Raw genomic sequence first — 26,165 nt, 5'->3', positions numbered from 1 at the left:
TCACAGTGGAAGGGTGAATGGAAACATGAGCGTGAAGAACGTGGAGGACTTTTATCCCTTATCTCCTGCGCAGCAGGGTATGCTGTTCCATAGTTTATACGCACCTGAGTCCGGGGTGTATGTCATTCAAATTTCGTTCGCATTGAGTGGGCTGCTGCAAGTGGGCGCCATGGAGTCGGCATGGAAGGAAGTAGTGGAGAGGCACGCGACTTTGCGTACCTCCTTCGCTACACCCAAGCTCAAGCAGCCGATTCAGGTTGTAAACCGCAGTGTGCAAATTCCACTTGAGCATTTGGATCTGCAAGGACTTTCCGCGCAAGAACAGGCAGAACGATTGGAGCAATTTTTGCTTGAGGATCGCAAGCGCGGCTTCGTGCTGTACAAGGCCCCGCTGCTGCGTACAACGTTAATCCGACAGGATGGTGCTCGTCATCAGCTTATATTTACGGCGCATCACCTGCTGTTGGACGGTTGGAGCTTAGGACTTGTTCTTAGAGACTTTTTCACCTTATACGAAGCACATTCTCAAGGGAAAACAGCACAGCTTGATCCGTGCCGACCATATCGGGATTACGTGTCATGGTTGAACAAGCAGGATATGAAGCAAGCAGAGCACTTTTGGCGGGAGACGCTGCGTGGATTTGCGGTGCCCACCGCAATCGGAATCGATCGGATGTTCGCAGAGAAGAACGGGATATATGAGGAGCAATTTATATCTGTACCAACTGAGGCGACAGCTGCGCTGCATCTGCTGGCGAAGCGACATCGTCTAACCGTTAGCACCATCGTGCAGGGGGCATGGGCACTGCTGCTTCGCCGCTATAGCGGCGAAGATGACGTCGTATTCGGCTCGGTTGTCTCTGGCCGACCACCTGACCTGGCGGGCGTTGAAGAGATGGTCGGCATGTTCATTAATACGCTGCCGGTGCGCGTTCGCATTGATGAAACTACTCCTGTGCTGCAATGGCTTCTCTCTCTGCAGGAACAACTGGTCGAACTTCGCCAATATGAATACAGTCCGCTAGTGAACATTCAAGGATGGAGCGAGCTGCCCCGCGGCAGTCACATGTTCGACAGCATCGTAGCATTTGAGAGCTATCCTTTTGATCCATCACTTGCCAGCTCTGTTAGCACATTAACCGTAGACTCTGTACATGCTGTGGAGCAGACCAGCTTCCCGCTTACGGTTACCGTGCTTCCGGGGGCAGAACTTGGTATTAAGATTAGCTTTGACGCGAGCCGTTACGCTGGAAATGCAATCAAGCGGCTGCTTGATCACCTCTATCATATGCTGGTGCACATCGTGCGGGATGCGGAGAAACCTCTCGCGGAACTGTCCATGCTCACAGCGGAAGAAGCGCAGCAGATGCTGGTTAGTTGGAATGAGAACGGACTCAAGACGGAGCACGCTGTGTGCATCCATCATCTGATACAAGTGCAAGCTGCTTCAACGCCGCATGCTGAGGCATTTATAGACGGTGAGGAACGGCTTACGTACGAAGAAGTCGATCGCAAGTCTAACCAGATGGCTCACTATTTGCGTAAGCTGGGAGTCGGACCGGAGGTGCTGGTCGGCGTGTGCATGGAGCGAAGCTCCACGCTGTTGATAGCGCTGCTCGGTATTCTGAAGGCGGGCGGAGCGTATGTCCCGCTTGATCCAGCCTATCCGAAGGAACGTCTGCGCTACATTATGGAGGAAGCACAAGTTCCGGTACTGATCTCTGAGGAGAGCTTGCGCGACCGACTTCCAGATTATGAGACACGTGTCGTCTTCTGCGATCGCGAGTGGGCATCCATTGCCGAGGAGAGCGATCAGCCTGTAGAGAGCGGCGTTGCGCCGGACAATCTGGCCTATGTCATCTATACATCCGGTTCTACTGGACGGCCGAAAGGCGTCATGATTGAACACCGCAACACCTCGGCTTTCCTGGCATGGTGTCGCGAGCAGTTCACTGCCGAAGAGTTGGCGGGTGTACTTGCGTCTACGTCTATTAATTTCGACTTGTCGATCTTCGAGCTGTTCCTGCCGCTTACATGCGGAGGCAAAGTTATTCTGGCAGAGAACGCGCTCTATTTGGCGGAGTTGCCGGCCAGGGAGGAAGTAACGCTTATTAATTCGGTGCCGTCGGCGATGGCGGAGTTGATTCGCATACAAGCCGTTCCGGCTTCGGTGCGGACGGTCAACTTGGCAGGGGAGCCGCTGCCGTTCACGCTGGCCCAGCAAGTGTATGGCCTTGGAACGGTGCAGAAGCTGTATAACTTATACGGGCCATCCGAAGATACGACGTATTCAACATGGTGGCTCGTGGAGAAGGAGGCGGAGGAAGCACCGCCGATAGGACGGCCGATTGCCGGCAGCGCCTGCTATATATTGGACCGTTATTTACAGCCTGTTCCAATCGGAGTGACAGGCGAGCTGTACATTGCAGGCGCGGGATTAGCACGCGGATATTTGCAGCAGGAGGAGCTGACGAAGGAGCGATTCGTCCCGAATCCGTTCGCGGAAGACAGGGCGGCGCGGATGTACCGGACTGGCGATTTATGCCGATACCGCGAAGATGGCGTCATTGAATATTTGGGCCGAATTGACGATCAAGTGAAGCTGCGCGGGTTCCGCATCGAGCTTGGCGAAGTGCAGACAGCCGTCAGCTTGCATCCAGAGGTGCGGGAAGCGGCCGTTATGGTACGGGAGGATGTGCCAGGGCAGAAGCGGCTCGTCGCTTACATGGTGCCGAAGGCGGAAGGCAGCGCGCCGTCCGCGGAGGAACTGCGGGGGCAATTGAAGGAACGATTGCCGGATTACATGGTTCCTGCGGCATTCGTCGTGCTGGAAGCATTGCCGCTGACGCCGAACGGCAAAGTCGATCGCAAAGCGCTGCCAGCGCCGGAGTGGAACGGACAGAGCGGGGAAGGATATGTCGCTCCACGCAACCCGGTAGAAGAGACGCTGTGCAACATATGGGCAGAAGTGCTCGGTGTAGAGCGAGTGGGCATTCATGACAACTTCTTCGAACTGGGCGGAGACTCGATTGTTAGCATTCAGATCGTATCGCAGGCCAATCGGGCGAAGCTGCGTATTACACCGCGTCAAATGTTCGAACATCGTACGGTGGCCAGTCTGGCGGAAGCAGTCGGAGCGACTCGCGCAGTCGAGGCGGAGCAAGACAAGGTAACGGGCGAAGCTCCGCTGCTGCCCGTTCAACAGTGGTTTTTTGAACAACAGTTCACCGATGAACACCATTGGAATCAAGCGATGCTGCTCGTGCTGAGAAGACCCGTTCAGGCTTCGGTCATGAAAAAAGCGGTAGCCCATCTGCTTCATCATCATGATGCGCTGCGATTGCGATTTAGGAGGTCATCAACAGGTTGGCAGGCAATCTATGCGAACGATAACGAGATCCCATTTGAACATATAGATCTATCGCAGCTTCCGGCAGCGGAGCAGGCTGCAGCACTGGAACAGAAAGCAGATGAATTGCAGTCCAGTCTTGATCTGGTTCAAGGGCCTCTGCTTCGCGTAGCGTATTTTGATATGGGGAAAACGAGCAAGGCCCGTGTCCTAATCATTTTGCATCATCTTATCGCGGACGGGGTGTCTTGGCGTATTTTGTTGGAAGACTTGCAGAGTGTATGTGAATGTGTGAGTCGCGGTGAGCTTGCAGAGCTGCAACTGAAGACGACTTCGTACAAAAAATGGGCAGAAGCGATTACGCAATACGCGCAATCAGGAGCCTTGGAATCCGAGTGGTCAGATTGGCTGCACGAAGAGGGAGAGCATCCTGTATGTGAGCTTCCCCTTGATGTACAAGGGCATGTAGATGTCCGATCGTTGAATACTGTAGCGAATGCGGACGTGTTCCAGGCAACTCTGGATGAGGCGGAAACCGAGTCACTGCTGCGAGATGTACCTGCCAATTCCCGTGCACAAGTGCAAGAGGTGTTGTTGACTGCGCTTGTGCGGGCGATGGGCAAATGGACGGGGCAGCGGCATGCATCGATTGAGCTGGAAGGACACGGCCGGGAGGAGATTTTCGAGGATGTTGACATTTCTCGTACAGTAGGCTGGTTCACTTCGATGTATCCAGTCTCACTTCGTCTGGATTCTCGCGCTTCCCTGGACTCGTCGATCAAGCAGGTGAAAGAGAAGCTGCGCCGTATTCCGAATCGAGGGCTTGGATATGGATTACTCAAACATGCCGGCAAGCAGGATGGGACTGCAATCCGCTTGCGTGCACTTCCGCAGCCGCCTATTTCCTTTAACTATTTAGGCCAATTTTTCAAAGCCGTATCTGATTCCAACATGTTTGAGACCGGGAATGAAGCGGTCGGTTCTGTCGTCAGTAAGCGAAGTCACCGGATTCATCTGCTCAATATCAATGTGTTTGTTCAAGACGAGAAGCTGCAAGTTTTCATTACATATTGCCGTAAGCTGCATCAGGAGGATACGATCGCAACTTTGGCGCGGGCGTTCCAAGAAGAACTGTGTGACCTAATCGCATATGCCGGAACTACAGGCAGCAAATGCCTGACACCGTCAGACTTTCCGCTGTCGGAACTGTCACAGGTGCAGTTAGATCGACTTATACGTTCAGGCGGCGAACTTGCTAATCGAGAGCTGGATGATCTGTATACACTTGCTCCGCTGCAAGAAGGCATGTTGTTCCAATCATTACTGGATACCAAATCGCATGTGTATCTTCAGCAATCTTCATTTACACTGCGTGGCAAGCTGAATGTTCCGGCATTTGAACAGGCGTGGCAGCGGGTTGCGCAACGGCATGCTATTCTTCGCACTTCATTTGTCTGGGAAGGAATGGAGCGGGCTCATCAAGTCGTACACCGTACCATACACCTGCCGTTCAGGTGGGAGGATTGGAGAGAGCATCCGCTTGAAGAGTGTGTCCGCAACACGACAACGTTCTTGGAACAGGATCGGAATGAAGGCTTCAACTTGAACGAGTCCCCTCTGATGCGGATATCCGTATTTCGGATTGAAGAAGAAGCTCACCTTATTGTATGGACGTTCCATCATCTCCTTCTCGATGGGTGGAGCGCGCAATTGGTATTAGGGGAAGTGTTCGCACATTATGAGGCGCTTGCAACGAATCGTGCACTTCAACCAGCACCGGTTCGTCCTTATCACGAATATATCGGATGGCTCAAGCAGCAATCCGATGAGCAGGCTGAGTCTTACTGGCGCAGTGTTATGGCCGGGTTCGAGACGCCGACGCCGCTTGGCTTACCAGAGCCTGCCTATATGGATGATCCGACAGGAATGGATACGAAGAAGACTAAGCTATCCCAAGCAGCGACAGCCTCCATTCAGAGTATGGCTCGCTCATCTCAACTTACACTTGGAACAATTATTCAAGGAGCGTGGGCGTACTTATTAAGCCGTTACAGCGGCGAGTCAGATGTCGTGTTCGGTGTTACGCTTGCCGGACGGCCTGCCAATCTGGTAGGCGTAGAGTCGATGGTCGGCTTATTCATTAATACGCTGCCGCTTCGAGTGAAGCTGTCACCAGAGGACAGTATCGCTGTCTGGTTGGAAGGAATTCAGCAGCAGCTTACCGATATGCGCCAATACGAGTATTCCCCTCTTGTGCGTGTGCAGGGCTGGAGCGAGGTTGAGCGCGGACTTCCATTGTTCGAAAGCCTCGTCGTGCTCGAAAATTATCCGGTAGACAGTAAAGCGACAGATGGCAGCAGCGGTTTATGGATTGAAGATGTGCGGTCAGTCGAGCGTCCGGATTTGCCGTTAACTGTTGTTGCTGTACCTGGTGAAGAAATGACGCTGTCGGTCTTATTCGAACGAAACCGCTTCTCTCCAGAAGCAATGGAGCGGATGCTCGGACATCTGCAAATGGTATTGGAAGGCATGACCTCTAATCCGATGCAGCCGCTAAGTTCATTGGAGATTCTGACAGAACGGGAACGGGAGCAATTGATCGTGGAATGGAACGATACTGCTGCTGAGGTTCCTGAGCAACCGCTGCACGAGCTGTTCATAGAGCAGGCAGCGAAGCGTCCAGATGATATCGCGGTCATTTCGAAATCTGGGGCCATCACGTACCGTGAATTGGATGCTCTCTCGAATTCGCTGTCCTATGTGCTATGCGAACGGAGGATTCAGCGAGAAGAGCTTGTTCCGATTATGGCAGAGCGTTCGCCGCAGATGATTATTGCCATGTTAGCAGTACTTAAGGCGGGCGGAGCTTACGTGCCAATAGATCCGACTTATCCGCGCGAGCGGATCGAGCTTATGTTGGAAGACAGTGAAGCACGCTTGCTTCTTGTGCCCACTCGGGAAGCGTTGCTAACATTCTCCTTCGCTGGAGAGGTGTTGTCGCTGGAGGAGCTGTCGTTGACCGCAGAGCAAGAAGAGGCCGGGAACTTGGTCTATCGAGGCGATGCTGCCGACCTAGCGTATATGATGTACACATCCGGCTCAACCGGAAGGCCTAAGGGCGTAATGGTAGAGCATCGCAATATCATCCGGCTCGTCAAAAATGTAAACTATATGCGGCTCGATGAACATACGCGCATTCTGCAGTCGGGAGCGATAGTATTCGATGCTACTACATTTGATATATGGGGTGCGCTGCTCAATGGCGGTCGGCTCTATTTGACAGAGAACGAAGTGATATTGGACGGTCAGCGGCTGAAGCAGGAAATTGAGAGCAACGGCATAAATACGATGTTTTTAACGACTGCGCTTCTGCACCAGTATGCTACGCAGGACAGCAGTATTTTCCAAGGACTCGACACCTTAATATCGGGCGGGGAATCAATGGCTCCTCAGCATGTGAATCGACTGATCAGAGACAATCCGAGGCTGACGTTCTTCCATGCTTACGGTCCAACAGAGAATACGACCTATTCGACGATTTACCGGGTTACCCGCGAACATACCGATGTCGTTCCGATTGGACGTCCTATTTCGAACTCGACCGCTTATGTCGTGGATAAGCATATGAATCTGCTGCCGGTTGGCGTAGCGGGCGAGCTGCTTGTCGGCGGTGACGGGGTTGCCAGAGGATACTGGAAGCGTCCCGATCTGACGGAGAAGAGCTTCATCGCAAGTCCATTCCGTGCCGGAGAACGCTGTTATCATACGGGCGACTTGGTCCGAATGAACGAGGACGGTCAGATCGAATTCATCGGACGTATTGACGATCAGGTAAAAATACGCGGCTTCCGTATTGAACCAAGTGAGATCGAATCGGTTATACTGACACATCCGGATGTCCATGAAGTTGTTGTGACTGTACGGGAAGATCAACCAGGAGATAAGCGGTTGGTTGCCTATCTGGTTGTAGAACAGGCAGGGGATCATGTCACGGCTGAAATGCTGCGTCAATTTGTCAAGGGGCAACTGCCAGAGCCTATGATCCCGTCCGCATTCGTCATACTGGATGCATTGCCACTGACGATCAATGGCAAGGTTGATCGCAAGGCGCTGCCAGCACCGGACTATTCGTCCGACCAAGCTGAGCACGAGCTGCTAACTCCGATTCAGGAGCTGCTTGTGTCGCTCTGGTCGCAAGTGCTTGGTGTAAGCCATGTGCGGATTACAGATGATTTCTTCTTGCTCGGCGGGCATTCGTTGATGGCGACACAGCTTATTTCGCGTATTCGGGAAGTGTTCAAGGTCGATTTGCCGCTGCGGGCCATTTTCGATTATCCGACGATTGAGCAATTTTCCGTACAAGTGGAAGCAGCTCGCAAGCAAGGAGTTGCATCTGCAGAACCGATGGTTCCCGTTGTACGACCAGAGACTTTGCCGCTGTCCTATGCGCAGCAGAGACTGTGGTTCCTGGATCAGCTAGAGCCGGATAATCGCTTTTATAACATTTATACAGCGCTGCGCTTTAACGGTTATTTGCAGATTGAAGCATTCGAGCGCAGCTTGAATGAGATTGTGAAGCGTCATGAAACGTTCCGTACAACGTTCGTAACGGTGGACGGAAGTCCGCGGCAAGTCATTTTATCTAAGGTGCAAGTGAGCTTGCCGGTAGTTGATTTGACCGAGCTGGCGGAGGAGAAGCGCGAGGAAGCTGCAATTCGCTTGGCTGCGGAAGAGGTGCAGCGGCCGTTTAACTTGGCGACAGACCGCTTGATAAGAGTTACCGTGTTGAAGTTATCCGATGAAGAACATGTCGTTGTGCTCGCGATGCATCATATTATCTCTGACGGTTGGTCGATGAGTGTGTTCGTGAGAGAACTTGGGACGTACTATGAAGGCTTTTGCAATGGGGAATCGGTCAGTCTGCCGGAGCTGTCAATCCAATATGCGGACTACGCTATATGGCAGCGTGAATGGCTGCAAGGCAATAATCGAGATGCACAATTGTCCTATTGGAAGCAGAAGCTGGCAGGAATTCCGGCTGTTCTGGAACTGCCTGCCGATTATCCAAGACCTCCGGTTCAGACGTTTTCGGGCGCGCTCGTCAATAGCATTCTGCCGAATGAAGTGGTGCTGAAGCTCGCAAAATTGAGCCGTGAAGAGGGTGCGACACTGTACATGACCTTGCTGACCGCATTCCACATTCTGCTTCATCGTTATTCTGGGCAGGACAGCTTATGTGTCGGAATTCCTGTTGCGAACCGGAACCGTCCGGAGATTGAGGGCTTGATCGGTTTCTTCGTAAATATGCTGCCGATTCGTGCGGATTTCACGGCAAGTGCTACGGTTCGCGACATGCTGCAGCAAGTAAGAGAGACGACTTTGGATGCCTTCGATCACCAAGATTTGCCGTTCGAGCAATTGGTAGAAGTCATTCAGCCCGAACGTAGCTTGACGCATAGTCCTTTGTTCCAAGTTATCTTTGATCTGCAGACGAAGCAGATGAGCACGATTGAACTGCCAGGACTGTCTACGACTCCTATGAAAATTGAACTGGGCGAATCCAAGTTCGATCTGGGACTGACAATGGCAGAAATACCTGAAGGCATGCTTGCGTCGTTCAATTATAATACCGATTTGTTCCAAGCAGAGCGAATGGAACGAATGATGGAACATTTCTGCACCTTGTTAGAGCAGATGGCAGAGTACCCTGATCGACCATTGGCCGAGATCGGGATACTGACGGATGCGGAAATCGGGCAAGTTCTCTTACAGTGGAACGCAACGACTGCCGAACTGCCCGATATGTGCACTCATGAACGGTTCGAGCAGCAAGCTGTGCTCAGGCCGGATGCAGTCTCACTCGTTGTTGGAAGCAAGAGCATGACCTATAGGGAGCTGAATGAGCGGTCTAATCAACTGGCGCATCATTTGCGCAAGCTAGGCGTTGCTCCTGAAGTGTTGGTAGGCATTTGCGCCGAACGATCAGTGGAATTCGCTGTTGCTCTGCTTGCGGTATTCAAGGCAGGCGGGGTGTATGTCCCAATTGATCCAGAATACCCACAAGAGCGGATCGCCTATATGATGGACCATTCCAAGCTTGCGTTCTTGCTGACGCAAGAACATATTCTGGAACGATTGCCGTCGCATGAAGCGAGAACGGTCTGCTTGGATTCCGATTGGAGCTTGATTGAGCAAGAACCTGTTACTGCGATAAAAGGCGGCGATGGCGGTGTGACGCAGGAGAATGCGGCTTATGTTATCTATACGTCTGGGTCGACGGGCAAGCCAAAGGGTGTCATCGTTACGCACGGCTCCTTGCTTAACCATAACCTAAGCGTGAGCAAGCTGTTCGGCATTCGTGCCGAGGATCGCGTGCTACAGTTCGCTACGATCAGCTTTGATGTGGCGCTGGAGGAGTTCTTCTCTGCGTGGACCAGTGGGGCTACTGTTGTCATGGCCGTGGATCGGCTGATGACACCGGCTGCATTCAGTAAGTTTGTAGAAGATCATCAACTGACAGTGCTGAATCTGCCATCCGCGTATTGGCATGAATGGGTACGTGATCTGGCTCAGACTGAGAGCAGCCCACCTGCTTGTGTGCGAGCCGTCATTGTCGGCAGTGAGCGCCCGTCACCAGAGCATCTGGCAGACTGGAGACGAATGGTCGGTGATCGCATCGCTTGGTTCAACGCATACGGTCCAAGTGAGGCGACGATTACCTCAACCGTATTCAGCGCTCCTGCAGTGGATGCCGACGGCGGACCGCATTACGACGAGATACCGATCGGTCGACCGATTGCCAATACACAAATCTATCTGTTGGATGCATACATGCAGCCTGTTCCGGTTGGGGTTCCCGGTGAGCTCTACATTGGCGGTAAAGGCTTGGCACGTGGATATTTGAACCAGCCAGATCTTACAGCAGAACGCTTCGTGCAGCATCCGCTTGGCTTGGACGGTATTCTGTATCGCACGGGAGATTTGGCTAGATATACGCCGGATGGCAACATCGAGTATTTAGGTCGTACTGATTATCAAGTGAAGATTCGCGGGTTCCGCATCGAGCTTGGGGAAGTAGAAACCGCTCTGGGGCGTCAGCCGCATGTGCAGGATGCTATTGTCATGGCCCGTGAAGATCGGCCAGGTGAGAAACGTCTAGTTGCTTATACGGTTCCACAAGCCGGAATCGAGCTTGATCTTTACGAACTGCGAAATACGTTGAAAGAGCAGTTGCCGACCTATATGGTTCCGGCCATCATTGTGCCACTGTCCGAGCTGCCGATGACACCTGCCGGAAAAGTGGATCGCAGAGCGCTCCCGGCACCGGATTGGTCGTCCATGGAAGCAACTGCTGATTATGCGGAACCGCGCAATAAAACGGAATTACAGCTCTGTCGCATATGGGAGAAGGTGCTCGGAATTGCCCGGGTCGGCATTTATGATAACTTCTTCGAGCTTGGCGGTGATTCCATTCTCAGCATCCAGATTGTGGCTCGCAGCAATCAGGCAGGCTTGAAGCTGACACCGCGGCAGATGTTCCAGTATCAGACGGTTGCAGAATTGGCGACGGTCGTCGAGGTTACTGCACTCGTACCAGCTGAGCAAGGCATCGTTACGGGCGAAGTTCCACTTACCCCTATACAGCAATGGTTCTTCGAGCAGCCGATGGTGGAACGTCACCATTGGAATCAGGCCGTCATATTGACCGTAGCGCAACCTGTGAACGTTAGTGCTATAGAGCAGGCAATCGTTCATCTGTTACATCATCACGATGCACTGCGAGCACAGTATTCGTGGGCAGAGACGGGTTGGGTACAGAAGATTGCGCCCGCGAGTTCCGAATATATGATTGACAGGTTCGATCTGTCTGCATTGTCGGAAGATAAGCAGCGTTCTGCGGTGGAATCGCATGCGGACAAGCTGCAAGCGAGCTTGAATTTGGCCGAAGGCCCGCTCTTCAAGGCAGCACTGTTCGACATAGGGGCGACGCAACCAGCAAGATTGCTCTTGATTGCACATCATCTGGTCGTGGACGGCGTGTCCTGGCGAATTATACTCGAGGATGTGCTGACGGCTTACACGCAGCTTCTTCAGCATCAACCTGTGGCGCTGCCGCTCAAGACGACATCGTATTCCGCATGGTCTACACAGCTTCAGTCGTATGCACAGCAGCCGGGGGTGTTACAAGAATTATCATACTGGCTCGCGCAGTCAGGTTCGGCTAAGTTGCCACTGGACTACGCTATGGACGGGCAGTGTGCTGTAGAGGCGAACACGTTCGTATCCGTTCAATCGGTGGAGGTGTCACTCGCTGCGGAAGAGACGAGAATGCTGCTGCAGGATATGCCGACGGTGTTCAAGACGCAGGTGAATGATGTATTGTTGACGGCATTGGTGCTTGCTGTCAAAGGGTGGACGGGTCAAGAATCTGTGCTCATTCATCTCGAAGGACATGGACGCGAGGAAATGGCGAGAGACATCGACCTGTCACGAACGGTTGGCTGGTTCACAGCCGTATACCCGATCAAGCTCGATGTCGAACATACGATTTCCCATTTGGACGCGCTCAAAAAAGTGAAGGAACAACTTCGCCGCGTTCCGCAGCATGGTATCGGATACGGTCTGCTTCGCTATCTGAGTCAAGAGGCTGACGTGCGAGAACAGCTAGCGGCAATGGTGGAGCCGCAAATCATCTTTAACTATTTGGGACAATTCGACCAAGTCATGCAGGATGGACCGTTATCTCTTGCTTATGAATCGACAGGAACGATGCAAAGCCCGCTGGCCCCTAGATCGAATCCGATTGAGATTAATGCGGCGGTATCGGGAGGCAAGCTACATCTTACCTTCATGTACAGTGAGAACTTGCATAAGAAGGATACGTTGGAACGGTTGGCTGCTGGCTATGTGCAGGCTGTACGGGATATGTTGCGTATTCCTCGTACTGCGGAGCTTTCCGTATATACGCCGTCCGACTTTCCGCAGGCTGTGGTCGACCAACAGCAATTGGATACAGTAATCGCCGGAATCGGTCGACTGGAAGATTTATATGTACTGTCTCCGATGCAAAAAGGGATGTTGTTCCATACGTTGTACACAGCAGAATCTACAACTTATTTTGAACAAACGGCGTTCTCGCTCAAAGGAAATCTTGATGTGCCGCTGTTCCGCCGCACATGGCAGGAAGTGATCAACCGGCATTCCATCTTACGAACTCAACTGGTTGTGAAAGGTGTATCAGAACCGCATCAAGCAGTACTTGCGGAGGTAGAATTGCCGTTCGAGGAATTGGATTGGCAGCATCTTACGGCAGAGGAGCAAGCGGTGCGCTTGTCGCAGTTCCTCCAGGAAGACATTAACCGCGGGTTCGACTTGTCGCAAGCGCCGCTTATGCGTGTAGCTTTGTTCAAGGAAGCAGCGGATCGATATTCGCTCGTATGGAGTCATCACCATCTATTGATTGATGGCTGGAGCGTTCCGATCATTCTGTCCGAAGTCGTGCACATGTACGAATCGTATGTGAAGCATGCTGTCGTGGAACTGAGTGACGTTCGCCCGTACCGGGATTATATTGCCTGGCTGCACGAACAGGATGCGGGTCAAGCCCAAGCTTTTTGGCAGGAGATGCTTCGAGGGATAAGTGAACCTACGCCGCTTCCGATGAAGCGCCCGTCGCCAAGTTCTTCGGCAGCGCCAGGATGGAAGACTATTCGCTTGTCCAGTACGCTGTCGGCGCGTCTGAATCAAGTTGCGCGCACTCATAAGGTGACGCTCAATACGGTCGTACAGGCAGCATGGGCTATCTTATTAAGCCGATATAGCGGAACGGAAGAGGTCATTTACGGCACAACGGTTTCCGGCCGACCTGCTCATTTTGCAGGAGTCGAATCTATGGTCGGGCTATTCATTAATACACTGCCAGTTCGCCTGGCTATAGACACGACCGTGTCCATTGGCGAACTGCTCCAGCAATTGCAGGTGCGATTGGCGGAATTGAATCCGTATGAGTACACTCCGCTCTGGGATATTCAAGCATGGAGCGATATGCCGCGAGGCGTTCCGCTGTTCGATTCCATTATCGTATTTGAGAATTACCCGATCGACGAGCGGCTTGCCAATGAGACGGAAGGGCAACTGGACATAGATATTATAAGTTCTTATCAAGAAACGAACTTCGCCCTTACGTTCATTACCGGTCCAGGGCGTGAAATTCCGATTTCATGCTCGTATGATGCGAAGCGATTCGACATGGAGTCGATTGAGCGACTTCTGTCACATATGAGCAGCGTGTTAGAGGCGATAGCGGAAGATCGTGTGCAGACGGTCGATTCGATTCAGCTTCTGACGCAAGGCGAGCGGGATGTCATGCTTGGAGCGTGGAATGCTACAGCCTTGCACGAGATGGAATCTGTTTGCATTCATGAGCAGATCAGCGCCCAAGCGGCGCAGACGCCAAATCGGGATGCCTTGATCGTCGGTAAGAAACGGCTTACGTACGAAGAAGTCGATCACAAGTCCAACCAGATGGCTCACTATTTGCGCAAGCTGGGAGTCGGACCGGAGGTGCTGGTCGGCGTGTGCATGGAGCGAAGCTCCACGCTGTTGATAGCGCTGCTCGGTATTCTGAAGGCGGGCGGAGCGTATGTCCCGCTTGATCCGGCCTATCCGAAGGAACGTCTGCGCTACATTATGGAGGAAGCACAAGTTCCGGTACTGATCTCTGAGGAGAGCTTGCGCGACCGACTTCCAGATTATGAGACACGTGTCGTCTTCTGCGATCGCGAGTGGGCATCCATTGCCGAGGAGAGCGATCAGCCTGTAGAGAGCGGCGTTGCGCCGGACAATCTGGCCTATGTCATCTATACATCCGGTTCTACTGGACGGCCGAAAGGCGTTATGATTGAACACCGCAACACCTCGGCTTTCCTGGCATGGTGTCGCGAGCAGTTCACTGCCGAAGAGTTGGCGGGTGTACTTGCGTCTACGTCTATTAATTTCGACTTGTCGATCTTCGAGCTGTTCCTGCCGCTTACATGCGGAGGCAAAGTTATTCTGGCAGAGAACGCGCTCTATTTGGCGGAGTTGCCGGCCAGGGAGGAAGTAACGCTTATTAATTCGGTGCCGTCGGCGATGGCGGAGTTGATTCGCATGCAAGCCGTTTCGGCTTCGGTGCGGACGGTCAACTTGGCAGGGGAGCCGCTGCCGTTCACGCTGGCCCAGCAAGTGTATGGCCTTGGAACGGTGCAGAAGCTGTATAACTTATACGGGCCATCCGAAGATACGACGTATTCAACATGGTGGCTCGTGGAGAAGGAGGCGGAGGAAGCACCGCCGATAGGACGGCCGATTGCCGGCAGCGCCTGCTATATATTGGACCGTTATTTACAGCCTGTTCCAATCGGAGTGACAGGCGAGCTGTACATTGCAGGCGCGGGATTAGCACGCGGATATTTGCAGCAGGAGGAGCTGACGAAGGAGCGATTCGTCCCGAATCCGTTCGCGGAAGACGGGGCGGCGCGGATGTACCGGACTGGCGATTTATGCCGATACCGCGAAGATGGCATCATTGAATATTTGGGCCGAATTGACGATCAAGTGAAGCTGCGCGGGTTCCGCATCGAGCTTGGCGAAGTGCAGACAGCCGTCAGCTTGCATCCAGAGGTGCGGGAAGCGGCCGTTATGGTACGGGAGGATGTGCGAGGGCAGAAGCGGCTCGTCGCTTACATGGTGCCGAAGGCGGAAGGAAGCGCACCGTCAGCGGAGGAACTGCGGGGGCAATTGAAGGAACGATTGCCGGATTACATGGTTCCTGCGGCATTTGTCGTGTTGGAAGCATTGCCGCTGACGCCGAATGGCAAAGTAGATCGCAAAGCGCTGCCAGCGCCGGAGTGGAACGGACAGAGCGGGGAAGGATATGTCGATCCGCGCAACCCGGTAGAAGAGACGCTGTGCAACATATGGGCAGAAATGCTTGGTGTAGAGCGAGTGGGCATTCATGACAACTTCTTCGAACTGGGCGGAGACTCGATTGTCAGCATTCAAATTATTTTCCGCTGCGCCCAAGCCGGGCTGAAGCTGACGCCGAAGGATTTATTCGATCATCAGACGATCGCTCTGCTGGCAGAAGCGGTTCGGACGGGCAGCGAACAAGGCCCAGTCGTTGGCGACATTCCGTTGACGCCGATGCAGCATTGGTTCTTCGAGCTGCCGATGACGAATCCGCATCACGCGAACCAGTCCAGACTGCTGACATTGCCCGAGTCGGTTGATGTATCGGCGCTGACACAAGCAATCCGAAGCATCATTGTTCATCACGATGCATTGCGACTTCGATTTACGATAACGAATGGCATTGTGGAGCAAAGAAGCGAAGCAGAGCCGGATGAGCATACTTTGGAGTTCATTGATCTGTTCGATCTGCCTGTGGCTGCACAGAAGGATGCCATCAAGCGGGAGACAGAACGGCTGCAGCGCAGTATGAATGTAACCGAAGGGCCGATAGTTCGCGCAGCGCTGTTCGACCTAGGGCCGGGCATTCCTGCCAGACTGTTCATTGCCATTCATCAATTGGCAGTGGACCATAGCTCGTGGAACATTCTGTTGCAAGATTTGCAGACGGCTTATGAACAATTGTGCAAGGGAGAACCTGTAATACTGCCGTTGAAGACAGCTTCGTTCAAATCATGGTCTGAGCAGTTGCAAGCGCAAGCTCATTCGGATAACGCGACATCCGAGCTGGCTTTCTGGATGAACATGGTTGAGGGAGAGGTTCCGGAGCTTCCGGTTGATCGGCACGTTGATAAAGACGTGATGGCCGATGTGGCCACGATGGGAATGAGCAGCGTACTGACCCTTTCCCTTACCGAGCAGGAGACGGCAGATCTATTGCAGCAAGCAACTGCGACGTTCCGCATCGAAGCACGGGAAATGCTGCTCGCTTCTTTTGCCGCAACTGTCTCATCATGGACGGCACAACGTTCGTTGTTCGTTGATGTGCAAGAACAGCGCATCCAAGACAACGTACAACTGGACTTGTCGCGAACCGTGGGCTGCTTCAGTTCGCAATTCCCATTGCGTCTGGAGTTAGGAGAAAGCCAAGCTGTACAGGAGGTCATGACCGCCGTCAAAGAACAGCTGCGGCGAGTTCCCGACCATGGAATCGGTTACGGACTGCTAAGATATGTAAGTCCGGATCGGGAGATTGTAAGGCAGCTGAGTGAGAAAGCGAGACCGTCAATTCGCTTCACTTATGTCAATCCGGCAGATCAGACAGGGCGCTCCGAATATTTCGGACTTGCACAGGACCGCGTCGGTGCCGATTGGTCAGAGCATACGCAGCTCGATGTTGTTCTCCATGCGACCTGCTATGTTGAGAATGAGCGGCTTCACGTGGAATGGCGCTATAACACGCATCTGTACGAGAGAGCAACGATTGAACGGCTGATTGCCGGGTTTACAGATGCACTTCGCACGATTATTTTACAGAGCCAAGAAGCTTCTGTAGAAGCATACTCGGCCGTTGATTTTGCCGAATTTGGTTGGGATCAATCCGAACTGGACGGCTTCCTTGATGCGATCAAGAAGCATTCCGGCTCCTGACAGCACAAGACATTCACCAGGCATTCTGATTCGGAAGGATTGTGCATATACAATGAGCCTTAATCACATTGAAGATTTTTTTCCGCTTTCCCCTATGCAGCAAGGGATGTTATTCCATAGTTTGTATGCGCCCGAATCTGGCGTGTGCGTCATCCAGTCCTCCTTGAATTTCAAGGGGGAACTGGACCCGTCCGCTTGGAACCAGGCATGGGTACACATTGTACAGCGACATGCCATTTTGCGTGCTTCGTTCATTAGTGATGATGTGAAAGAGCCGATTCAGGTCGTGAACCGTGACGTTACGCTGTCGCAGGAACTTCTCGATTGGCGGTCTGTTCCGGAGCAGGAGCAGCCGCTCCGTCTCGAAGCGTATTTGCAAGCAGACAGAAGCAGAGGATTCGTGTTAAGCGAACCTCCGCTTCTGCGGCTCGCATTAATTCAGATGGCGGAACAGCGCTACACGTTCGTTATTACGATTCATCATCTGCTCGTAGACGGATGGAGCCTCGGAATTCTGTTCCGCGAAGTATTTACCCAGTATGAATGCTTCCGCGCTGGAACAGAAGCTATGTTCGATGCTTCGCGGCCGTATCGGGATCATATCGCTTGGTTGAAGAAGCAGGATATGTCGAAGGTAGAAGCATTCTGGCGCGATAATCTGCGAGGGTACGCAAGCCCGACGCCGATTGCGATTGGCCGCACTCCGGCAGCAGCAGAGCAGCAGAGCGACGAGCGGTCGATTACACTGCCAGCGAATATTACTGCGGAACTGCAAGCATTTTCTCGGCGTAATCGAATGACGCTTAATACGCTCTTGCAAGGTGCATGGGCGATTGTGCTGAGCCGGAACAGTGGTGAAGAGGATGTCGTCTTCGGTTCTGTCGTCTCTGGACGTCCTCACGACTTGCCGAGGGCAGAATCCATTGTCGGCTTGTTCATCAATACGCTGCCTGTTCGTGTCCAGGTGCCAGGTCCTGCTTCCGTTGTTGACTGGTTCCGCGAATTTCAGGCTTATCAGACGCAATTGCGGCAGTACGAGCATAGTCCGCTATTGCAGGTGCAGAATTGGAGCGAACTGCCAAAGGGTCAGCGCTTATTCGACAGTATCGTCGTATTCGAGAATTACCCGATCGACGGCACCGTTATTGAACAGTACGGGAAATTGAAACTGGAAGCGGTGCAGAGCTTTGAGCAGACCGGCTATCCATTGACCATTGTCGCTTTGCCGGGACCTACTTTTGAAATTCAGATGTTGTATGCATGCGATCGATTCACGGGAGATGCTATAGAGCGATTGCTGGAGCAGTTGAAGACGGTGCTAACTAGTATCGTCCACTATTCAGAGCGCACACTTGCTGATCTGCCGTCATTGCCTGAGGCGGAGTGCCAAAAGCTGCTTCATGAATGGAATGATACCGCCCTTTCGCTGGCTCTCACGATTCCCGTTCATCAAGGAATGGCACGGAAAGCGCAAGAAAAGCCCGACCAGATTGCCGTATCGTGTGCGGACGCATCTATCACCTACCGGGAGTTGGATGAACGTTCCAATCAGTTGGCGCGCTTCCTGCAACAAGTCGGGATAGGAAAAGGATCGCTTGTTGGCATTTGTGTCGAGCGTTCGATTGAACTGATTATCGGGCTGCTTGGCATTCTGAAGGCGGGCGGAGCTTACGTTCCACTTGATCCTGAATATCCGAAAGAGCGGCTACAATTCATTCTGGAAGATACAGAAGTGCAGGTATTAATTACTCAGCAGCGGCTTCAAGATCGACTGCCTCACCACCGTGCCCGAACGATTCTTCTTGATGCAGAATGGGAACAGCTCGAACAGTATGCTTCACAAGCCTTCATTTGTGAAGCAGATCTCGACGACGTGGCATATGTCATCTACACGTCGGGCTCAACAGGAAGACCGAAGGGTGTAGAGATTACACATAACGCCTTGCTCAATTTAGTGAATTGGCATCAACAAGCGTATGAAGTAACGGACGCCGATCGCGCCACTTTGCTTGCTGGTACCGCCTTCGACGCTTCGGTGTGGGAAATCTGGCCGTATGTAACGGCAGGTGCAAGCCTCTTCATTCCGGACGAAGACACGAGGCTCATACCTGAACAATTGCGAGACTGGATTGCCGAGCATCGAATCACAATAAGCTTTATGCCTACACCGATCGGTGAACGGATGCTTGGCTTGGAGTGGCCGCAGCATATATCGTTGCGCGTGATGCTGGTCGGCGGCGATAAGCTTCACCGCTATCCGGTGCAGCAGCTGCCGTTCCAATTATTCAATAACTACGGACCCACGGAGAATACGGTTGTGTCGACAAGCGGCTTCGTACCTGTCCGCACAGACAGCGAAGAAGCGCCAACGATCGGGCGGCCGATTGCCAATACGCAAGCGTTTATATTGGATCGGCATCTGCAAGTTGTCCCTGTGGGCGCTGTCGGGGAGTTGTATGTGGCTGGAAAAAGTCTAGCCCGAGGTTATTGGAGGCAGCCTGAATTGACTGCCGAGCGGTTCATTCGCAATCCGTTCGAGACATCGCCCGATGATCGGATGTACGCAACGGGAGATTTATGCCGCTACCGGGCAGACGGTGAAATTGAATATATCGGCCGCAAGGACGATCAAGTGAAAATACGCGGCTTCCGCATTGAACTGGGCGAGGTGGAGACCGTTCTTGCCTTGCACCCTGCTGTTAGCGAAGCATTGGCCATTGTGCGTCACACCTCTGCCGGTGATCCGCGATTAGTTGTCTATGTTACACTGGCAGCTTCGAATACGATGGCGGTGCTGGCGTCCGAATTGCGGCAATATGTGAAGGAACGGTTGCCGGATTACATGGTACCGGCCTCGTTCATGATTCTCGATGCGTTCCCGCTCACTCCGAACGGCAAGGTCGATCGCAAGGCGCTGCCGGAACCGGATCTGACGCTGGAATCCGAGATCTATGTGGCTCCGCGTTCCGAAACGGAACAACAATTCGCTCAGATCTGGTCGGATGTGCTCGGAATCGAGCCAATAGGCATTCATGATAATTATTTTAGCTTGGGCGGCGATTCGATTCTTAGCATACAAATTGTGAGCCGTGCCAAAAAACAAGGTCTTCACATTACGCCGAAGCAGCTCTTCGCACATCCAACGATCGCGGAGCTGGCACAAGCAGCAGTTAAAGCTCCGACAGCGGCAGCCGCTCAAGGAATCGTAGAGGGGGCAGTAACCCTTACACCGATTCAGCGCTGGTTCTTCGAGCAAGAGCTTATGGCTCCGCTGCACTTCAATCAAGGCATGGTGCTGACCGTCAATCCGAAGGTAAGTCCAGACGCGCTGCGGGAAGCAATCGGTCATCTGGTTGCACATCATGACGCGCTGCGTCTGCAATTTACGAAGAACGAAGACGGATGGGTGCAGCATAATGCGGGAATCTCGGGTCAGATCCCGTTCTCCATTATAGATCTGTCCCATGTGGCGCAAGGCCAGCAGGCGGCAGCGCTTGAACGGGCAGCGAATGTCGCGCAGCGCAGCATTCAACTGGACGAAGGTAATCTGCTCAAGTCTATTTATTTCCAGCTTGGTGAAGGCATTCCAGGTCGACTGCTGCTTATTATTCATCATTTAGGGGTAGATGGCGTATCCTGGCGCATTCTGCTGGAAGATTTGCATACCGTGTGCGAGCAACTGCTCAGCAATGAATCGGTAGAACTTCCAGACAAAACAACTTCCTTCCAGGAATGGGCCGAGAAGTTAACCCATTACGCGCACTCTGAAGAAGTGCGAGCGGATGCGGCCTACTGGTTCGGGGAACGCAACAAGTATGAACCATCGTTCCCGGTAGATCGAGTGGAAGGACCAAGTACGGTAGCCGCTGCCGAACAGACGATTCGTATGCTGTCTGCAGAAGAGACGCGGCAATTGCTGCAAGATGTGCCTGCAGCCTACCGGACGCAAATTAACGATGTGCTGTTGACAGCATTGGCGCGTACGATGGCATGGTGGTCAGGGGAGCGCAAGCTTCTGCTCCATTTGGAAGGGCATGGAAGGGAAGAGGTGATGGAAGGTGTCGACTTATCGAGAACAGTAGGTTGGTTCACCTCAATGTATCCTTTGCTGCTTGAGCTTTCGGATCAAGATGAAGTCAGTGAGCAGCTTAAATCTATGAAAGAACAGCTTCGCGCTGTACCAAGCCGCGGCTTGACCTATGGGCTGCTGCGCTATGTGGCTCAACTCCCGATGAGCGGGCAGTTCCCGTCGCCTAAACTCAGTTTCAATTATTTGGGCCAATTCGATCAGACGTTGGGAACGAGCGGAGATTCTCTGTTCAGTGGTGCTGTGGAATCTATGGGCGCCGAGGTTGATCCGTCGTCCGTCCGTCAGCATCTGCTTGATCTATCCGGGATGATCGTGGGTGGCTCGCTCCATTTGGCATGGACGTACAGCAGAAATAACTATAATTCGATTACTATTGAGCAGCTTGCGGATCGTTATATGGAAGAACTGTCCGTAATAATGGCCCATTGTCAGAAGCCTGATGCTGTAGGCGTGACACCGTCAGACTTCCCGCTCGCCAAGGTGACGCAGCAGCAACTGGATCAAGTCTATGCCCATAACCAGACGATGCAAGATATATTCCCGCTCACGCCTATGCAGGAAGGAATGTTGTTCCATTCGTTGGAGGCACCGGAAGCGAGTATGTATTGCGAGCAGAGCGTGTTCACCCTTCAAGGCTCATTTGAAGTACAACCATTCACTCAGGCTTGGCAGCAAGTGATGGCTCGGCATGCGATATTGCGTACCTCTGTGGTGTGGGAAGGCTTGGAACGTCCGCATCTCGTACTGTATGACGAGGTACCTGTGAACGTGGAAATTTTGGATTATCGCTTGCTTCCGGCGAAGGAGCGCATGGAGATGCTTCAGAGCTTGCTCGTGGAGGATCGCCGCCGAGGCTTTGATTTCACAAAGCCGCCGCTTATGCGCTTCACCATTGTGCGACTTGAGGACAATGTGAATCAGTTTATATGGACATTCCATCATTTATTGTTGGACGGGTGGAGTGTGCCGCTCGTCATTCGCGAATTTTTCCTCTTGTATGAGGCGCATGCGGAAGGGACAACAGTGAGTCTCCATCAGGTACCTTCGTATCGCGACTATATTGCATGGCTGGACAAGCAAGACCAGCAGGCGGCAGAAGGATTTTGGAAGAGCTATTTGCTAGGAATGGAGAGCCCTACTTCCATTATGGGGGCTACGGCTGCGGACCGCGAAGAAGCACAGTATGACGAAATTATGGTCGGGCTTGGCACCGCATTGACGAGTGAACTGGATTCTTTTGCGCGCAGTCAGCAGCTTACGCTAAGTACGTTAATTCAAGGTGCGTGGTCACTTTTGCTCAGCCGTTACAGCGGAGAATCAGACGTCATGTTCGGAACGACAGTTGCTGGCAGACCGGCAAGTCTGGATGCGGTTGAGACGATGGTCGGCTTGTTCATTAATACGCTCCCTGTTCGCGTACACATAGAGCCGCACAAGCAAGTATTGCAATGGTTGCATGAATTGCAAGAAGTGCAGACTGACATGAGGCAGTACGAATATGCTTCGCTAGCCCAAGTCCATAGCTGGAGTGAGGTGCCGCGCGGTACGCCGCTGTTCGAAAGTCTCGTTGTCTATGAGAACTATCCGGTGCTGAAGGCCTCGTCGGAAGCAGCAGCAACGACAGCCGAACTGGAGACGGAGTCAGCCGAGAAGTTGGAACTGCTCGAAATTCGGGCGTATGAACGGACGAACTATCCGATTACGGTAACGGTCATCCCCGGTCATGAGCTGGAGCTGCGCGTCGGTTATGATGCTCATCGTTATAGCGAAGCAACGATGAGGCAGATAACGGTGCACTTGGAGCGAATCTTGGCAGGAATAATGCAGCAATCTCAGGGCAGCATTCGTCAAGTTCCGATGCTGATCAAAGACGAGGAGCGACTTCTGCTTCAAGACTGGAACAATACGGCTGGCAGTTACCCGCGCGATAAGACGGTGCATGAGCTTTTCGACCAGCAAGCGGCACGCACCCCTGATGCTATCGCGCTTATCTTCGGGTCAGAGCAGCTCACTTATCGAGAGCTGCAAGCGAGAGCGAATCAAATTGCCCGGTATTTGCACAAGCTCGGGGTCGGACCTGACGTCCCTGTCGGGATCGCGATGGAACGCTCATTCGATGCGATTGCCGGCTTGCTCGGAATTTTGAAGGCTGGGGGGGCATACGTTCCTCTTGACCCGGATTACCCGACAGAACGGCTTACGTTCATGATGGAGGAGACGAACGTATCGCTGTTGCTCACACAGGAGCGATTGCAGAATAAGCTGCCCGTGACAGCGGCTAAGGTTATTTTGCTCGATCAGCAATGGGAGATTGCCGAGCTATCGACGGAGGCGCCTGAGTCGTCAAGCAGCGCGGAACATTTAGCTTATGTCATCTATACTTCCGGCTCAACCGGACGTCCAAAAGGGGTATCCATACCGCATCGCGGAATCGTTCGGCTTGTGAAAGGGCTTGACTTTGCCCGGTTCGGTCATGGCGAGGTGATGCTGCAATTTGCCCCTATCTCCTTCGACGCCTCTACGTTCGAAGTGTGGGGAAGCTTGTTGAATGGCGGTACATTGGCGATTATGCCGCCAGGGCTGCCGTCCGTGCAAGAGCTTGGCGATTATATGCAGACATGCAAGGTGACCGTCGCTTGGCTGACAGCACCGCTCTTTCACACGATGGTGGAAGAGAACTTGGACGGACTGCGGCAATTGAAACAGCTATGGGCAGGCGGGGATGCATTAAGCATGGTGCATGTGCAGAAGGCGTTGGCATTGGACGGATTGGAGTTAATTAACGGATATGGTCCTACGGAAAATACGACGTTTACATGCTGTTACAGGTTCCCGCAGGAAATAGACTCTATCATTCCGATCGGCAGACCAATCACAGGCACGACATGCTACATTTTGGATGAAAACAAAAATATGGTTCCGATAGGGATGCCTGGCGAACTTTACGTCGGGGGGGATGGACTTGCGCACGGTTACTTGCAACAGCCTGAGTTAACGGCGGAGAAATTCGTAGACAATCCTTTTGTGCCTGGGGAACGTTTGTATCGGACAGGAGACCTAGTTCGGTATATGCCGGATGGAAATATCGAGTTTCTCGGACGTTTCGATCATCAAGTCAAAATACGGGGCTTCCGAATTGAGCCAGGGGAGATCGAGAACGAAATCAGTTCCCATCCGGATGTAAGCCAATCCGTCGTCATCGCCCAAGCGAATGGTTTCAAAGAGAAGCGACTGGTGGCGTATGCGGTGCAAGCTCATGCAGGCGGCCAATTGATTGGAGACATATTGCGCGCTTACCTCAAGGAGCGGGTGCCGGACTACATGGTTCCATCTATCATTATAGTGTTGGATGAACTGCCTCTGCTTCCGAGCGGGAAGGTGAACCGCAACGCATTGCCTGCACCTGAATTTATCTCATCTCAAGGTTATGTAGCACCTACAGAGGAAGCGGAACGAATTTTGGCGGAAATATGGTCGAACGTGCTCGGTGTAGAGCAAGTTGGCATTCATGATAACTTTTTTGAACTGGGTGGGGATTCCATCCTAAGCATTCAGATTGTCGCAAGGGCTTCGCAAGCAGGCTTGAAGTTGACACCGAAGCAACTGTTCCAGTATCAGACGATTACGGAACTTGTGACCATCGTGGAATCAACGACAACGGTTCAAGCGGAGCAGGGATTGGTACAAGGGGCACTGCCGCTCACTCCCGTGCAGCGCTGGTTTTTTGAATTGCCGCTCGTGAACCGTGATCATTGGAATCAATCGTTTATGCTGCAGCTGCATTCGCAATCGGTAAGACCACATATCGTGAAGCAAATGATCGAACATCTTATCAATCATCATGATGCGCTGCGCATGCGATTCAATGGGAGCGAACAAGACTGGACACAATTCCATGGAGATCTGACCGAAGTGCCGTTTGCACATTTCGATCTCTCCCAAGTTGAGGAGAACGAACAGTCTGTCAAAATTGAAGAGATTGCCTCCAGCCTCCAAGCCAGCTTGAGCTTGTCCGACGGTATTATGATACGCGCTGCCTTGTTCGAGTTGGGTGGAGATCGGCCAGCACGTCTATTCCTTGTTATTCATCATCTGGTCGTAGACGGTGTATCTTGGCGTATCCTGCTGGAAGACGCCGAGCGGATATACAACCAGCTAGCCGAAGGACATCCGGTGGAGCTTCCAGCCAAAACTACTTCATTCCGGCAATGGGCACATTTGCTTGATGAAGAAGCGGCCAAGGGAGCTTGCAGACAGCAGCTCGAGTATTGGGAGAACATGGCGATGGCTTGGGTGCCGCGGCTTCCGCTTGATTATCCAGCCAGCGATGACGAGATTCCGGCGCTGAATACGCTTGAGTCATCCGAAGTCATCAGCATTCAGCTTGATACGGAGAGCACGCTCAGATTGTTGCAGGATGTCCCGGCTGTCTACCGGACCCGCATTGATGAAGTATTGCTGACCGCACTTCTTGCTTCTATGGAACGTTGGACAGGCAGCAGCACCTTGCTCATTCACCTAGAAGGGCATGGGCGTGAAGATATCGTGCAGGGGGCGGATCTGTCTCGTACGGTAGGCTGGTTTACCTCCATTTATCCGGTATTGCTTGACGGCGGTTTTGATACGGAGCCTGTGTCCCGGCTGCTTACCGTCAAAGAGCAATTGCGGGCAATACCGGATCGGGGAGTCAGTTACGGAATTTTACGATATATGGATCAAGGGGATTTAGGAAATTCGCTAGCGCAGTTCCCGGCGGTAGAGGTGAGCTACAACTACTTGGGTCAGATGTCATCTATGTATCAGCAGGACGGCTTATTCCAGCCGGCTCCGGAGTCGGGCGGCATGACGCAGGAACCGTCCAACTCGCGCCAGCATCTCATTGATGTGGCTGGAATGGTAGTCAACAACCAACTGCAAATGATGATTACGTATAGCACTAATTTGCATCATAAGAGCACGATTGAGCAGGTAGCGGACGACTTTGCCGAGACGCTGCACGCCATCATCGCGAATTGCAATCATTCCGCAGCGGATACGTTCACGCCTTCTGATTTCCCTGAAGCGGGACTGAGCCAGAAAGAGTTGGACTTGATCATGAAAAAAATGCATGGCGGGAGGAACAGCTAA

At 52.7% G+C, this 26,165-nt stretch carries 2 protein-coding genes; both read left to right on the top strand.

Going from position 1 to position 26,165, the window contains the following annotated elements:
* Positions 1–25 precede the first annotated feature (25 nt).
* A complete protein-coding gene (locus M3650_RS05430) occupies positions 26–16,948 on the top strand; it encodes a non-ribosomal peptide synthase/polyketide synthase (RefSeq protein ID WP_251573043.1) in 16,923 nt (5,640 codons plus the stop codon).
* Positions 16,920–26,165, top strand: coding sequence for a non-ribosomal peptide synthetase (locus M3650_RS05425; RefSeq protein ID WP_251573041.1), 9,246 nt, complete (start codon positions 16,920–16,922; stop codon positions 26,163–26,165). The genes M3650_RS05430 and M3650_RS05425 overlap by 29 nt, the downstream gene beginning before the upstream one ends.

Origin of the sequence: Paenibacillus sp. MER TA 81-3 (genome assembly GCF_023713585.1) — a bacterium.
GTDB lineage: Bacteria > Bacillota > Bacilli > Paenibacillales > Paenibacillaceae > Paenibacillus_B > Paenibacillus_B profundus.
The sequence above is the reverse complement of the archived record's forward strand: the minus strand, read 5'-3'. Positions and strand labels throughout refer to the sequence as shown.

Coding starts and splice junctions, on each gene's coding strand:
- M3650_RS05425 (WP_251573041.1), top strand. CDS start 16,920: ATGCGATCAAGAAGCATTCCGGCTCCTGACAGCACAAGACATTCACCA.
- M3650_RS05430 (WP_251573043.1), top strand. CDS start 26: ATGAGCGTGAAGAACGTGGAGGACTTTTATCCCTTATCTCCTGCGCAG.